This is a genomic window from Planctobacterium marinum (genome assembly GCF_020687805.1).
In the GTDB taxonomy this organism is placed as follows: domain Bacteria; phylum Pseudomonadota; class Gammaproteobacteria; order Enterobacterales; family Alteromonadaceae; genus Planctobacterium; species Planctobacterium marinum.
The window spans coordinates 75,588-90,386 of sequence record NZ_JAJEWQ010000004.1 but is presented as its reverse complement, the minus strand read 5'-3'; the positions used below and the strand labels follow the sequence as shown (position 1 = coordinate 90,386).

The following is a 14,799-nucleotide window of genomic DNA, read 5'->3' as shown; positions in this document are numbered from 1 at the left end:
TTAAAAAATATAAAGGTGCAAGCACTAACTTACTTAAATTTTAACCTTTTGACAGGCTGCTGAGCAAGACTGCAATGCGCTCATTAACCCAGAATCTGGGCCGCCAAACCGGACCGTGTAAAAAGCCAACATGCCCTCCTTTTTCGCTCAATTCTATGGTAACCGCTGGCGAGATTTGCTCGGCAGTGGGGACAATATCTGGCGACATAAAGGGATCGTCTTTAGCGTGTAGCACCAGAGTCGGAACGCGAATATTGTGCATATAACGGTTAGCACTACAGCGGGTATAATAGTCCTGTGCATCACTGAAGCCATGCAAGGGTCCGGTGATGCGGTCATCAAACTCATAGAAACTGCGCAATCCCTGTAACTCATCAAGCGGCAAACCCAACAGTTTTGCATAATCGTAACGTACATATTTTTGCCGGAACTTACGACGCATACTGTTGAGTAAATGTTTTTGGTAGATCCGGGAAAACCCCAGTGCAATCGATGCTGAACAACGGGCCAGATCAAAAGGTGGTGAGACAACTACGGCTTGCTGCAACAAAGCGTTGTTATCTGCTTCGCCCAATAATTTCAATAACATATTACCACCCAACGAGTACCCAATGGCGATCAGAGGTATACCCGGATGACGTTGCTTGAGCGCCTCCAGCACCAGGCGATTGTCATCTGTCTCTCCGCTGTGATAAGAGCGTGCCGTCTGGTTTTGAGAAGGGCCACAGCCGCGAAAATGCACCAACACGTAACGCCAGCCCATGGATTCCAGCATAGCCATTAAATGTGCCGCATAATGTGATTCTGCGGAACCTTCCAGTCCATGGAATATCACAACCAGCCCATTTTGAGAAGGTTCATTCTTACTCCAGGCCAGCTCCACAAAGTCTCCGTCAGGCGTATCAAACTTTTCCCAGCTTAAGACGGGTTTCGGTTTTCTGACAAAAAACCGCGGCCAGATCGTCTGCACATGGCGATTTCTGGCCCAGAAAGGAGGATTAAACGAAGATTTTACAATCATAGAAACTCAATAATGTGGCACCGCTCAACGGTGGCTAAAGCAGTTCAGGAGGTTATTCATCCAGTCTGCTGCTGTTACCTTTTCTGCGGCCAGATAGTGTGGCAGGCTATGTCTGTCGGCAAGGGTAACCGTTTGTTCGTTCAGCGCCTTAATAATGTCCTGCTGCAGCTGTTTTTCCAGTACCAGTTCACGGGCCAGACACAGTTTGTACTCCGGCGTTGCTTTTGCCAACCCCTGTCGTTTGCGTCGCTGGCTAATCACCTGCTCCCCGGTGACCCTGATCGCATCTTTTATGTTATTAAAACCCTCTGTCTCCAGGGTGCATTGTTGTTGGTACAGCCAGTGGCACAATAACACCAGGTTGACGTTTAGCCCAAAGCGCTCCTGTCCTTCTAAGCACAACGCTTTAACCCCGGGTTGCGCATACAATTCACAGGAATATTGCCAAAAGGTACTGGCATCAAAGCATTTGTCTAAACTCATGATCGGCCTCTTCCAATGCTTCCTGTGCTTCCAACCAACTTTGCTCTGCTTCCTCTAAACGACCGGTGAGCTGGGCCTGTTCTGCCAGCAACGTTTTCAGTTGCTCTTTGTTATGCGCTTCATACAAGGAAGTGTCGGCCAGTGTCTCCTGCAACTCTGTAAGACGTGCCTGACACTGCTCCATTTGTTTTTCACCAGCACTGATTTGCTTTTTCAGCGGTTGCACCGTTTTGCGAAACTCCGCTTCCAGTCGCTTTGTTTCTTTACGGGATACATTACTGCTAGCGGATTCAGAGGATTTTGGTTCAGTACCAGGTTTGTTCAACACCCACTTTTCATAATCATGGATATCACCATCAAACCGACTCACCTGCCCTTCATCCACCAGGTAATAATCATCCGATACTGCCGAAATTAAAAAGCGGTCGTGAGAAACAATCACCATAGCCCCTTCAAAAGACTGCAGAGCCAGGGTCAAACCCAGCCGGGTTTGCATATCCAGGTGGTTAGTGGGCTCATCCAGCAGCAACAAATTCGGTTTTTGATACACAATCAACGCCAGAGACAATCGGGCTTTTTCACCACCGGACATGGGGGCTACCGGTGATAAAGCATCATCACCGTGAAAACCAAAACTGCCCAGGTAATTGCGCAAAGCCTGTTCTGTTGCCTTAGGGTCCAGCACCTGAAAATGTTGCAGAGCCGACATATCAGGTTGCAGTTTATCCATTTGATGCTGGGAAAAATAACCTACTTTTAAACCGGCGCTGGTGCTGTATTCGCCACTCAGGGGGGCAAGATCGCCCGCCAGTAATTTGATTAAGGTAGACTTACCCGCGCCATTGCGACCCAACAGACCAATTCGACTACCTGGCACCAGGTTGAGTTGAATGTTCTTAAGAATACTTATATCGCCGTAACCGGCTTCGGTTTTTTCCATGTGAACCAGGGGGTTCGGCAGCTTTTCTGGCTCAAAGAAATCAAAAGAGAATGAAGATTCTTGGGTTTCAGGAATAATCTGCACCAGCTTATCCAGCTGTTTTTTGCGGCTTTGTGCTTGCTTGGCTTTAGAAGCCTTGGCACCAAAGCGGTCAATAAACTTTTGCAGGTGCGCGGCTTTTTCCTGTTGCTTGCGGGCAGTGGCTTCCTGCAATCTCAGGCGTTCCGCTTTTTGCTTTTCAAAGGCACTGTAATTACCTGCATAGTGGCGCAGTACTTTACTTTCAAAGCTGGCAATATTGTTTACTACGGCGTCCAGAAAATCCCGATCATGGGAAATTAGCATCAGGCAGCCTTCATAACTGCGCAACCAGGATTCCAGCCAAATCACGGCATCCAAATCCAGGTGGTTGGTAGGTTCATCCAGCAGCAGTAAATCAGAACGCTTGAGCAGCGCCTGTGCCAGATTCAAGCGCATACGCCAACCGCCGGAAAAACGACTTACGGGCAAGGCGTGTTGCTGCTGAGCAAAACCCAAACCATTTAAAATAATGCCTGCCCGGGCTTCCAGCGTGTCTGCGCCGATATCCTGTAACTGACCATGAAGTTCAGCGATTTTTATTCCGTCATTGGCCTGATTGGCGGCATCGAGTTGTGCTTCCAACTCCCGATAGCGCACTTCACCGTCCAGTACATATTCCAGCGCGGTTCGTTGCACAGATGGGGTTTCCTGAGCAACGTGGGCAATTTGCCACTCCACAGGCACTGACAGTTCACCTTCTTCAATCGGGAATTGTTGCAAAATAGCCTTGAATAACGTGGACTTACCGCAACCATTGCGCCCGATGATGCCAATCTTTTGCCCGGTGTTGAATTGCAGGCTGACATCACGTAATAAGTATTCCCCACCCTGCATTAACGCAAGCTGTTTAAGTAAAATCATAATTTCCGTTTTATTTTTGCTACCCAGGCCGGATAAAATGGTGCTTATTGTAGCCCATTGACCTTTGATAACCTGATGACTAAAAAAATTAAAAAGCGCTTTATCGCAGGCGCCGTTTGTCCACATTGTAAGGCCAGCGACAGTCTGATGCTATACATGGAAAACAATGTAGAAAAAGTTGAATGTGTTTATTGCGATTATCACAAAACCCAGTTGGATGACCAGACAGAAAAAAGCACCCGAAGCAATGAAAACGTAATTGGTATCTTTAAACCCTCTAACTAGTGCGCACAAACCTCTGCGGTTAATAATGTGGCGGGGGTGTCTCTTCATCCAGGGAGGCTATATTACTGGAAGACATCTCTTTCAACTTATTGGTGACATGCTGCATTTTGAACTGCAGCTCATCAATGAGACGTTGTTGCTTTATCAATGCCTGATTCAGTGCTTCTATGGTGTCTTCCTGATAAGCGACTTTAATCTGTAGCTGTTCAATCTCGTTCAATTGTGTTGCCTGTTTGCAAATAAACCGGCGCCTATTGTACGTCCCAAACCTCAGCCCAACCACTACTACTTTCAGAAATCACCTGATTTTCATTGTAGAAGCCAACCCCATACACAATGGCACTGTTGCCCACCGCTTTTTCATTGGGTCTGACCCGCCAACCTTCTATCTGATTGCCACTTTGCACTTCCCACAGTGCCAACAACCGATTTGGGGAGCCCGTCAGTAATCGGCTGCCATCGTCAGAAAACACCACTGAGGAGAAGATCATTTGCCTTTGTATAAACTGCAAACGGGAGACCTCTTCCCCGGTCTGGGCATCCCAGATACGGGCTGTTTTCTGACTGTCGGCGGTAAACAAATAGCGTCCTTTAGGATCGATCAACACTTTGGTCACCCGGCTGGGATGATCAAAACGATGTACCACCTGCCCGGTCCGGGTATCCCATAAATAAGCCACGTAATCATTACCGCCCGTCAGTGCATAATAACCATTGGGAGAAATATCCACGCTGTTAATGCGTTCAGTGTGGCCTAAAAACTCCAATCGTCTGCCGGTAAACGGCTCTAACATCATCACTTTACCGTTACTTCTGCCAACAAGAACAGTTGTTCCTTGATCAGCTATCGCCACGTCGCGAATAGTGGATTCATCGATACGCCAGAAGCCATCCGGTTCGCCGGTGTTCAGACTCCAGATTGCAAAAGCGTCGCGATCAGCGCTTACCACATAAGAGTTGTCATTGGCGATGCGCACCATGGATACCAGATTAATTGTCTCGCCATCACCCTTGTAGGCCCACTGGTATATTTTCTGATTGTATTCCAGGTCCCAAACCAATAAGCCCAAATCGATACTGGAAACCACACTGATTTTAGCGTCCCGGGAAATATCAGCAGCCATGGCGCCATCTTCAGCATGCTGAAACTCTAAGGCCGGCTCTTTGTGATAAGTACCGCAGGAAAGAAGTGCGAAAATACCGGATAAGTACAGGAAAAAACGAACGAGTTGGTTACTTTTTAGTCTGATCATCCTTTTATTTCTTGGTTATGGTTTCGAAATAGTAAAACTCTGTTTAGTATATGCGCTTTGCGTGGAAACTGCCCGCCACAATTTCTGGCTTTTTTCAAACAAATTCCAAAACCAATAAATCGGAGCAATTCATGAGAAACAGATCACTTTTGATAGCACTTGCTAGTGTGATTGGGTTGAGCGCATGTCAACAGGAACAATCTTCTAACAACGCCAATACTGATAAGGCAGCAGCAATGACAATGACTATTGAACAGGTAAATCAGTTACCTGAAGCAGAAAAACAAGCCTACGCCCTGGGTGAGAACATGGGTAAATATGTAACAGCACAGGCAGAGCAATACGCTGAGTTTGGTATGACCTTCAGTGCTGAACATGTAAAACAAGGTTTTATGGCCGCCATCGACGGTAACGCCATTTTAACCGACGAAGAATCCACTAAATTAATCCAGGCCCTGCAAGCCGCTGCACAGCAAAAGCAGACGGAAATGGCCGCAGTGGAAGGTCAAAAAACACTGGAAGAAGGCCAGGCATACCTGGCTGAAAACAAACAGCGTGAAGGCGTAATGGAAACTGAATCAGGTATCCAATACGAAGTCCTGACAGAAGGTGAAGGCGAAAAACCTTCTGCTGAAGATACCGTTAAGGTGCATTACCACGGTACCTTGATTGACGGCACTGTGTTTGATTCCTCGTATGATCGCGGCGAACCTGCGGTATTCCCGCTCAATCGCGTTATCAAAGGCTGGACCGAAGGTGTGCAACTGATGAATGTGGGTTCTAAGTACCGTTTCCACATTCCCAGCGAACTGGCCTACGGCTCGCGCGCTACTGGCAAAATTAAGCCAAACTCTACCTTAGTATTTGATGTGGAATTGCTTTCTATCGAATCTAAGTAATTTTAGACTTTGAATAGCAAAAGCCGGGCAACAGCCCGGCTTTTTTAGTTTTTTATTGTTCGACTTTCCTTGCCGATCCACGTCCTCATCGGAATTTTCGAATGGTATTGCGCCTGGCAATATTAATAAGTCTGCATTAGCAGAATCTGATTTAAAACGTTGCAGGACTGTCGTTGTTGTTCAATCCTGTAGAGAGATAAAAAATGTTATACCTCCGTTTTCAGCGTTTTTGTTAATATAACTTTAGCTCAAAAGCGTTTTTTTTCCTGGAAAAAAAGCACTTTTGTGGGACAAAAAACACAACTTATTGAACTTACGAACAATTTAATTTTACGAACTATTTATCATCATGCGCACACCTTTGATCACCCGCCCCGGATACATCAAGCTCAAAGCCGAACTGGACTACCTGTGGCGAACTGAAAGACCTGAAATTACCGCGAAAGTTACCTGGGCCGCCAGTCTGGGGGACAGAAGCGAAAACGCAGATTACAAAGAAAACAAACGCAAACTACGGGAAATAGATCGCCGGGTACGCTACCTGAGCAAACGCCTGGAAGCATTAAAGATTGTCGACTATGCACCTCAGCAAGAAGGCAAAGTATTCTTCGGCGCCAGGGTGAGTGTAGAAAACGACGATGGTGATGAACGCCAGTTTCAGATTGTTGGCTATGATGAAATATTCGCCCGAAAAGATGTGATATCCATAGACAGTCCCATGGCCAGAGCCTTGCCCAAACACAGTGTTGATGATGAGATTGTGGTTGCGACACCGGAAGGTAAAAAGCACTGGTATATCACTGAAATTGACTACCCGGACAAGCAATCGACAGCCGAATAACAGGAAAACCGACGAATAACATTGTAAAGTTGCGCTCAGGCCTCATATTGCCTGGAATATATCTAACGAATTAATGTCACTCCCTGATGGAAGCAAGCATGGCTAATCAAATTATATTTTCTCAACTCAGTCAGGAACTGAACATCTCTGCAACGCAAATCTCCTCAGCGGTAGAGTTAATGGATGGCGGCGCAACCGTGCCGTTTATCGCCCGATATCGAAAAGAAGCCACACAAGGGCTGGATGACACACAACTGCGTAACCTGTCGCAAAGATTAACCTACTTGCGGGAACTGTGGGAACGCAAAGAAGCCATCATTAAATCCATCAGTGAACAGGACAAACTCACCGATACCCTGAACGATAAAATCAATGCCTGTGTTTCAAAAGCTGAGCTGGAAGAGCTGTATTTACCCTATAAACCCAAGCGACGTACCAAGGGCCAGATCGCCATCGAAAACGGCCTGGAACCTTTAGCCGACGCACTGTTTAACGATGCCTCGTTAGACCCGGAAGCACAGGCTGAACAATTCCTCAATGACGCAGTAGCCACCACCAAAGACGCCCTGGACGGCGCCAAATTCATTTTGATGGAACGCTTTGCCGAAGATGCCGATTTGCTGCAGAAAATACGCAGACACCTGCAAAAAAATGCCTTTATCAAAAGTGTTTTGGTACCTGGAAAAGAAAAAGAGGCCGCTAAGTTCAGTGATTATTTCGAGCACCGTGAAAAGCTGACCACGACCCCATCGCACCGCGCTTTGGCGATGTTCCGGGGCCGCAATGAAGGCTTTCTCCAGGTTTCTCTGGAACCCGACCCGGAAAAAGAAGAATCCGACAAAACCTCTTATTGCGAATCCATTATTGCTGACCATACCGGCCTGGCCAGTCAGCACCTGTCGCAAAAAGCAGCCGGTAAATGGTTAACCGGCGTAATCCAGTGGACCTGGCGCATCAAAATTCTGATGTACATGGAAAATGAACTGTTCAGCCAATTGCGCGAATCAGCCGAACTGGAAGCGATTAATGTATTTGCCTCCAATCTGAAAGACTTACTGATGGCGGCGCCTGCCGGGCCGCGAGTTACCATGGGTCTGGATCCAGGTTTGCGAACTGGGGTAAAAGTAGCAATAGTGGATCAGACCGGCAAAGTGTTGGCTACGCAGGTTATTTACCCGCACGCGCCCCAAAACCATTGGGACAAGTCCTTGCGGACTCTGGCCAATATCTGCCGACAGCACAAGGTAGAACTGATCAGCATTGGCAATGGTACCGGTTCCCGGGAAACGGATAAGTTAGTGGCCGAGCTGATGAAAAGCGAGCCTGATTTAACACTCACCAAACTGATCGTCAGTGAAGCAGGAGCCTCAGTATATTCCGCTTCTGAACTGGCCTCTCTGGAATTACCCGACATGGATGTGTCCTTGCGCGGTGCGGTTTCCATTGCCCGACGTTTACAGGACCCGCTGGCAGAACTGGTGAAAATCGAACCCAAGGCCATTGGTGTTGGCCAGTATCAACACGATGTCAGTCAGAGTCAGTTGGGGCAATCACTGGAAGCGGTTATCGAAGACTGTGTAAATGCCGTTGGTGTAGATTTAAATACGGCCTCACCGGCAATTCTGGCCAATATTTCCGGATTAAATAAAACCCTGGCGCAGAACATTGTGGAATATCGCAATCAAAATGGTGCCTTCAACAGCCGCAAAGAGCTCACTAAAGTGGCGCGCCTGGGACCGAAAGCATTTGAACAATGTGCCGGATTCCTGCGTATTAACAATGGCAGTGAGCCGCTGGACAGCTCAGCGGTGCACCCTGAGGCTTATCCCGTTGTAGAACAAATGCAACAGGAAGCAGGTTGTGACGTGCGACAAATGATCGGAAATGCCGACGTTATCAAAAAGATCATGCCGGAAAGCTTCGTCAATGAGCATTTTGGTTTACCCACCATCAAAGACATTTTGGCAGAGCTGCTGAAACCGGGGCGCGATCCGCGTCCGGAATTTAAAACGGCCCAGTTTAAGGAAGGGGTTGATACCATTAATGACCTCAAGCCCGGTATGATTCTGGAAGGCGTCATCAGCAACGTGGCGAACTTCGGGGCCTTTGTGGACATCGGAGTGCACCAGGACGGTCTGGTACACATTTCCTGCATCACTGATAAATTTATTTCTGACCCGAGGGAAGTGGTAAAAGCCGGTGATATCGTCAAGGTGAAAGTAACTGAAGTGGATGTGGCACGTAAGCGTATTTCGCTGACCATGCGCCTGGACGACAAAGCACCGGTACAAAGCCAGGGCGCAGGTAAGCCTCAGAAACGCCATGAACAGCGCACCAATAAACCGACGCGCGCACCACGTCAGGACAACAAAGCAGGCAACAGCGCTATGGGCAATGCGTTTGCAGAAGCCTTTGCTAAAGCGAAGAAATAGTCTGTAATATCAGATGCAGTATCAGGTCGGGCAATTTGCCTGGCCATCTGCAATAGAGCCATCAGGCGAATTGCTGAAAGCCTTCGGTACGTGGGGTAGAAGTTTGTTGGTAGAAGTTGGCGATTCTCAACGCGCGCTGAGTAATCTCTTCGTCCCGTTGTGAGTTGATTTCGGTTTCCTCACCATTTTGCTGAGATAAAAAGGCATTCAGGGCATTGTCGACAAATTGTTCTGGCCGCTCAAGAGAACGGGTGGGAGCGCCCACATCACCTGGGTCGACGATTTCATCCAGTTCAGGAATAGTCTCTTCAATTGCCTCTGCGGCACTGTTGTCTTGTCTACCAAAGACCCGATCAATACTTTCCTGCTGGGCGTCTTTTTGCTGCTCTATCTCGTCCTGTGCTATTTCAACACGGGCTTCAGCCGCAATACGTGTCGCTTCACTGGCTACCCGAAAATCCTGTGGTGAAGGTTCAGCGGGTGCCAGCGCAGCCGCTTTAACCTGCTGCATTTTATTCAGCGTATCTTCGGGCTCGGACTCTTTTGAAATATCGATAGAGACTTCACCGCCCACCGCATATTGCTGCCCATCAGGTCCAGTTTCAAATTCGTAGCTGGGTGAACCGGCATACTGACCCCCAACAGCCGCATGGGCCTGTTCGTGTGCCCGAACTTCCTGATCCCGCGTTTTCAGACGCTCCAGTTCCTGCTTATCGGCTGCTTCTTTTTGCTGCTTCTGGCGTTCTTCAGCGTCTTCTTTACCGGCACTTTCCTGCTTAGCATTATCCGGTGTATCACCTGCGGTATTGTTTAAGCCACTGGTGTCTGCATTGGGGTTTTGTTGTACAACCGGACGTTCATAAGTGGGTGCCTGGGCGGGTTGAGCTGATTTTGCCGATTGTTTAAGACGATCTGATTCTGAACCCAAACCGGCTTCTGCCGATGAGTTTTCCGGTTGTGATAATTGCGGTATCACTTCCCGCTGCACATTATCACGGCGCGCAGATTCCGTGTTCACATTGGATGTAGTGAACGGGATAGCTGTTGGCACCGGCGTAACGATATTCATACTCAGCTCAAATATGAATTATCAGGCGATTTCGTTGATGATTCGACCAACGGTCTCGTTGGCAACATCCAACACCTTGGTGGAAGCCTGCGCATTATTCAGGTTGTTCACCAAAGACAGTAAATCACCGGTCATTGAGTCGCCACCCGAGGGCAATAACCTCGACACGCCACCCAGTTGTTGCGTTGCCACATCAGACAATAAATCACTGGTGGTGCGCAAAGACGCCTGTTTTTGCGCCAAACTAATCGATGTCCCGGCGATATTGTCTGAGGCACGTTGTACCCCCAACACACCAGACAAGATAGCGGAATTGACGCTATTTCTTACATCAAAAGACATACACTACTCCTATTACCTCATGTTTAATTATTATACAAATCAGTAAAGAAATAAATCCTTTGATTAGGCTATGTTTAGATTAGCTGCAGCGCGGTTATAATATTTTTGACTAAAAATCGGCCATAAATTGATTAAAGATTTCCAAAAACTGCCGGGGATGGGAGATAAAAGGCGCATGCGATGCTTTATCGATGATGTGGACGATTGCATCAGGGTCCAGCCTCTGAATTTGTGCCGCGCTGGCTTTGGGCACTAAGCTGTCCTGACTGCCGAATATACGCAAGGTTTTGGGCAACTTCGATGGCAGTAACGGGCGCAAATCTACATTGTGCAGGTAATCTAACCCTTGTGCCAGGGCACCATGATTGGCCATGCCACCAGCGTGTACCTGTTGCCGGATGGTTTTAAGGTCTTGTTTGGCGGTTTCACTACCCATGGCTTGAATAGCTAAAAACCGATCCAGGGTTTTCTCAAAGTTTTGCAATAGTTGCACCTGAAATCCCTCCAGCACGTGCGGTTTAATTCCCGGCCACTGATTTTCCTGCATAAAACTGGGGGTACTACAAATCGCAACCAGGCGCTGCACGTGGCATTCGGGATGAGATGCCAGATACTGTGCGACAAGCCCCCCCATCGACCAACCAGCCAGCGCTGCACCTTTCGGAATACAGGGGATAAGCATCCTGCAGTAATGCTCAAAACTCAGCTCCTGCACCTCTATGTGGTTATTGCTACCAAACCCCGGCAGATCGATAAATCTCACGGCATAATGCGCGCTTAACTGGGGCAGTAATCCCCTGAAAACACCGCTGTTCACCCCCCATCCATGCAAAAAAACCAGTCGCGGTTGAGGGTGAAAATCCTGTACTTTTAACTGCAAAATAGCGCCTGCTGATAGTGTAATATTGAACCCTGAGCCTATTCAGGGACTGACATTTTATGCTGACCAAAATAATAACGCGAATGCGTGAACACACCAACCATTGCTACTTATGCCAACAACCGGGCAGCGATGCGGTTTGTCAGGTTTGTCGGCAAACAATTGCGGCATTTGGAAGCCCTGAAGAAGACCTTGATTTTCTCAATGTACAACCCAGGTTTTCCCGGTATCTCCCCAAATTAAGCCACCTGGATACCCTGTGTATTGGTCCACATCATGGGGTATTACAAAGACTGATCAGTTTGCTGAAATACCAATATAAAATGGAGATTGCCAACTGCCTGAGTCAGTTGCTGCTCACCAGGATTCAGCGCTGCTATGCCAACCTGCCGCTCCCGGAAGCCTTAATACCTGTGCCACTGCACCCTTTAAAAAGGGGGCGCCGGGGATTCAATCAAACAGAACTCATTGCACAGCATCTGAGTTCGTCGCTGTCTGTACCGGTATTAACGCGGCTCATACAGAAACGCTTTGTGGGCAAAGCACAGGCCGGGCTGGATGGCAGACAACGCCGTCTGGTATCCACCAGACAGTACCGGGTGGTTCAGGCACAAACGCTACGCCAGCTGAACCACGTTGCCATCCTTGATGATGTGATTACTACGGGAACCACCATGCGCCGACTCTGTGACCGACTCACCGAGGTCAATCCCGGGATTAAGATTGACCTGTGGAGTTTATCGGTCAGCCTTCCACATCAATGAAGTGGCTCAGGTATATCGCATTGCTCAACAATCTGCGGGTACCTAGCCAGTAACCTCTGAAACTGACATTGTCAGAAAACGCGATCACCCGGCCATCACCTTTAGTGTGGGCAATAAGCATCGATGAATCCGCAATCAGACTTTCAATTTCATCGGAGGCATAACCCGCCAACAATGGTGCCTTTTGATAGATAACCGGACTTACAAAGGGCTCCGAGGCTTTGCGCATGATCACGGTACTATTGCGAAAAACCGGCAGAGTCGTCTTATCAAAGCCAAATAATAAGGGGTGGCTCAAGTCTACATTGGTATTAAACACGGCTCCGGCTACGCGCTTTTTCCCCGACAAGGCTTCCTGATCGGCAAACCCCAGCTTGCTGGTATCAAAAGCGGCATCAATGGCGTCATCGTCTTTAAATTTGGCTTTTAACCAGTCTTGCTCTGCGGCCCACTCTGCAGCGCGCTTTTGCGTGATCAACACGCCACCTTGCTCCAGCCAGACTTTGATTTTTTCATTGCTCTTGTCGGTGATGCTTCGGTAGTTGCCATCAACCGCAATAATGTGGCTGTAACGACTCAGGTCGGTGCCTGAAAGACGCTGTATGTCAATAATACTAGGAGCAACGCCGACATATTGATCCAGATAGTGCCACACTTCGCCAGCCTCATATTGAGACACGCCAGCACCACCCAGCAACAGAATTTCCGGCTTGTTGACTACGGCAACGTGACGACTGCCCAGATCAACACCTTGTGGTGTCATGCCGGACATCAAACCATGCAACTTCACATTAAGCTGCGCCGCTCTGGCGATCAGCTCCTGTGCAATATTGTCCGGTTGCTGCAATCCCATGGGTAACAACACTGCACCGGGTTGGAAGATAAACTCGCCGTCCTGCGTTACACCGGTGAAGGCTTTGACCGACTGTTTCACCAAAGCCCCTTTTTTCAGCAGAAACTGCAATAATGCCGGCGCATCAGAATCCTGCCAGTTAAACGCCCAGGCCACAGCATCAGCATTATAGTCTGGTGATTTTACCTGCAACTGTGTAACAGGCTGGGCAATAAATGGAATTTTACGCCAGCGACTTTTCTCAATGGGCGTGAAATCGTAGTTGAATGCCAGTGCAATATTCCAGTTAGATACGTCGTAGAAGGTATTGTCTTTAAAGCGCTTTTGCGTTGAGAACAGTGATTTAATCAGGCGGTACTGGGCTTGTCTGCCCGGCACAAAAAAGCTCTCGCCGGCCACAAAGGTGGTATCGTCAATTTTGACGTTTTTCGACAGTGGATAGATATTCACCTGATGCCGTTGCAAAACATCCAGAAAATAACTAAACCGGCTGGCATCTTCACCCGGAGTTACCATAAAGCCTGCCACATCATCGTCCAGAGCTTCTTCGGCCGTATCACGTCCGTAGCTATCCTGAAAATCCAACATGGCATGTTTGTTTGCCATGGCACCCGCAAAAGTGGACAGTGACAAATTAAACTGATTCTGAATTGCCTGTGAAAAGGCCAACGGACCGTTTTCAGACTCCTGCAAATGTCCACGGGCGCTGGCCTGTTCAAACAGGATTCCGACACTTCCGTGAGCATCCGGATAGGTAGACCCTTTGCCGTAGTAAAAGTCGTCAAAGGCTTCCTGAGTAAAATACAGGCGCTTGTCGGAATCCATTTGTTTGGCGTGAAATCCGGCCAGGGCATTGGTCAGTTCAATATTTTTTAGTGGTGTGTGCGGATTGGTCCGGGAGGGAATTCCCGGCTGAAAAAAGTAAGTACTGTTGGTGCCCATCTCATGAAAGTCGGTTAAGACATGGGGCCGCCACTGGTGAAACTGCTCAATGCGGGCCTTTGACTCCGGGTGAGTAAGTAATAACCAATCGCGATTCAAATCGAACCAGTAGTGATTGGTTCTGGCACTCGGCCACCCCTGGCGGTGTTCCCGGTTTTGCGGATCAGACACCAGATTCAGACTTTTGTGAGAGTTCGCCCAGTGTGCGAATCTGGCCAGCCCATCCGGGTTTAATGACGGGTCAAGAATAACCACACTTTGGTCCAACAGCTGGTCGATTTTCTCGCCCTGCGCGGCCGCCAGATAATAGGCCAACAACAGTGCAGCATTGGAACCACTGGGTTCGTCACCATGAATGCTGTAACCCATCCATAGTACCAGTGGATAACCACTGAGATCCCTTTTTTCCTCGTGGGATTGCCAGTTTTTCAGGTGGGTGGTTCTCAGGCTCTCAATGTCAGCCAGGTTTTTCGCATTACTGATATGTAAATGAATTAATTTACGCCCTTCATAGGTGCGACCGATTTCCTGCAATTGCACCCGCTCCGACTTTTCAGCCAACAATGTCATATAAGCCAGTAACTGGTCATGCCTGACATGCCACTCTCCTACTGTGTGTCCCAGTACCTCCTGAGGTAAAGGGATAGCCGGATCATAACTGACATCTTTGGGCAGATATTCCAAATCATGGCTGTAGATACGAGACATATCGGCACTTGCGGCACCGGTCACCAGAAGTAAAAAGAAACAGGATAAAAAACGTATTGTCATTGAATATTAAGCCTTTAAGTCATTGCCTTAACCATAAGGGAAACTTTGCCGATAGGCAAAAATTGTCTAAAAGAGTCGATTA

Annotated in this window: 14 protein-coding genes; 5 read left to right on the top strand and 9 right to left on the bottom strand. The window is 48.2% G+C overall.

The features are described 5' to 3' along the window. Positions 1-40 precede the first annotated feature (40 nt). From LJ740_RS13980 to LJ740_RS13970, 3 genes are read right to left on the bottom strand one after another with little or no spacing between them, the layout of a single operon-like run. On the bottom strand, positions 41-1,021 hold the full coding sequence (locus tag LJ740_RS13980) for a hydrolase (protein WP_229529729.1): 981 nt from the start codon (positions 1,019-1,021) through the stop codon (positions 41-43). A 24-nt stretch (positions 1,022-1,045) separates the two neighbouring features. Continuing rightward, the gene (locus LJ740_RS13975) at positions 1,046-1,504 is read right to left on the bottom strand and encodes a TIGR02444 family protein (RefSeq protein WP_229529728.1); all 459 of its coding nucleotides are present in this window, start codon (positions 1,502-1,504) and stop codon (positions 1,046-1,048) included. Then, a complete protein-coding gene (locus tag LJ740_RS13970) occupies positions 1,482-3,386 on the bottom strand; it encodes an ATP-binding cassette domain-containing protein (protein WP_229529727.1) in 1,905 nt (634 codons plus the stop codon). Before LJ740_RS13970 ends, LJ740_RS13975 begins: the two co-directional genes overlap by 23 nt. 75 nt (positions 3,387-3,461) lie before the next feature. On the opposite strand from LJ740_RS13970, the gene LJ740_RS13965 reads away from it, so the two are divergent. Further along, on the top strand, positions 3,462-3,671 hold the full coding sequence (locus tag LJ740_RS13965; RefSeq protein ID WP_229529726.1) for a YheV family putative zinc ribbon protein: 210 nt from the start codon (positions 3,462-3,464) through the stop codon (positions 3,669-3,671). A 19-nt stretch (positions 3,672-3,690) separates the two neighbouring features. Here the strand turns inward: LJ740_RS13965 and LJ740_RS13960 are convergent, their stop codons facing one another. Together LJ740_RS13960 and LJ740_RS13955 are read right to left on the bottom strand one after the other, a co-directional pair. After that, positions 3,691-3,891 (bottom strand): SlyX family protein, encoded by a 201-nt coding sequence (locus tag LJ740_RS13960; protein WP_229529725.1) that lies wholly within the window; start codon positions 3,889-3,891, stop codon positions 3,691-3,693. A gap of 31 nt (positions 3,892-3,922) precedes the next feature. Then, a complete protein-coding gene (locus tag LJ740_RS13955; RefSeq protein ID WP_377307066.1) occupies positions 3,923-4,924 on the bottom strand; it encodes a WD40 repeat domain-containing protein in 1,002 nt (333 codons plus the stop codon). A 131-nt stretch (positions 4,925-5,055) separates the two neighbouring features. On the opposite strand from LJ740_RS13955, the gene LJ740_RS13950 reads away from it, so the two are divergent. From LJ740_RS13950 to LJ740_RS13940, 3 genes are all read left to right on the top strand, one after another. Beyond that, positions 5,056-5,823: an FKBP-type peptidyl-prolyl cis-trans isomerase gene (locus LJ740_RS13950; RefSeq protein WP_229529724.1), complete on the top strand. Its 768-nt coding sequence runs from the start codon at positions 5,056-5,058 to the stop codon at positions 5,821-5,823. Between the two features lie 349 nt (positions 5,824-6,172). Then, a complete protein-coding gene (greB, locus tag LJ740_RS13945; protein ID WP_229529723.1) occupies positions 6,173-6,664 on the top strand; it encodes a transcription elongation factor GreB in 492 nt (163 codons plus the stop codon). 110 nt (positions 6,665-6,774) lie between these two features. After that, complete coding sequence (locus LJ740_RS13940) at positions 6,775-9,096, top strand: Tex family protein (protein WP_324255626.1); 2,322 nt, start codon at positions 6,775-6,777, stop codon at positions 9,094-9,096. A 61-nt stretch (positions 9,097-9,157) separates the two neighbouring features. Here LJ740_RS13940 and LJ740_RS13935 read toward each other — a convergent pair whose 3' ends face one another. The 3 genes from LJ740_RS13935 to bioH all read right to left on the bottom strand — a co-directional run bounded on the left by LJ740_RS13935 (position 9,158) and on the right by bioH (position 11,387). After that, positions 9,158-10,165, bottom strand: a complete 1,008-nt coding sequence (locus LJ740_RS13935; protein WP_229529721.1) for a putative metalloprotease CJM1_0395 family protein — start codon at positions 10,163-10,165, stop codon at positions 9,158-9,160. A gap of 21 nt (positions 10,166-10,186) precedes the next feature. Continuing rightward, positions 10,187-10,507, bottom strand: coding sequence for a hypothetical protein (locus LJ740_RS13930; protein WP_229529720.1), 321 nt, complete (start codon positions 10,505-10,507; stop codon positions 10,187-10,189). A 109-nt stretch (positions 10,508-10,616) separates the two neighbouring features. Then, positions 10,617-11,387, bottom strand: coding sequence for a pimeloyl-ACP methyl ester esterase BioH (gene bioH / locus LJ740_RS13925; RefSeq protein WP_229529719.1), 771 nt, complete (start codon positions 11,385-11,387; stop codon positions 10,617-10,619). Between the two features lie 59 nt (positions 11,388-11,446). On the opposite strand from bioH, the gene LJ740_RS13920 reads away from it, so the two are divergent. Further along, entirely contained in the window at positions 11,447-12,151 is a 705-nt protein-coding gene (locus LJ740_RS13920; RefSeq protein ID WP_229529718.1) for a ComF family protein, read from the top strand. Here LJ740_RS13920 and LJ740_RS13915 read toward each other — a convergent pair. Continuing rightward, positions 12,132-14,717: a M14 family zinc carboxypeptidase gene (locus tag LJ740_RS13915; protein ID WP_229529717.1), complete on the bottom strand. Its 2,586-nt coding sequence runs from the start codon at positions 14,715-14,717 to the stop codon at positions 12,132-12,134. The two genes, LJ740_RS13920 and LJ740_RS13915, sit on opposite strands and share 20 nt — an antisense overlap. Positions 14,718-14,799: the final 82 nt, after the last annotated feature.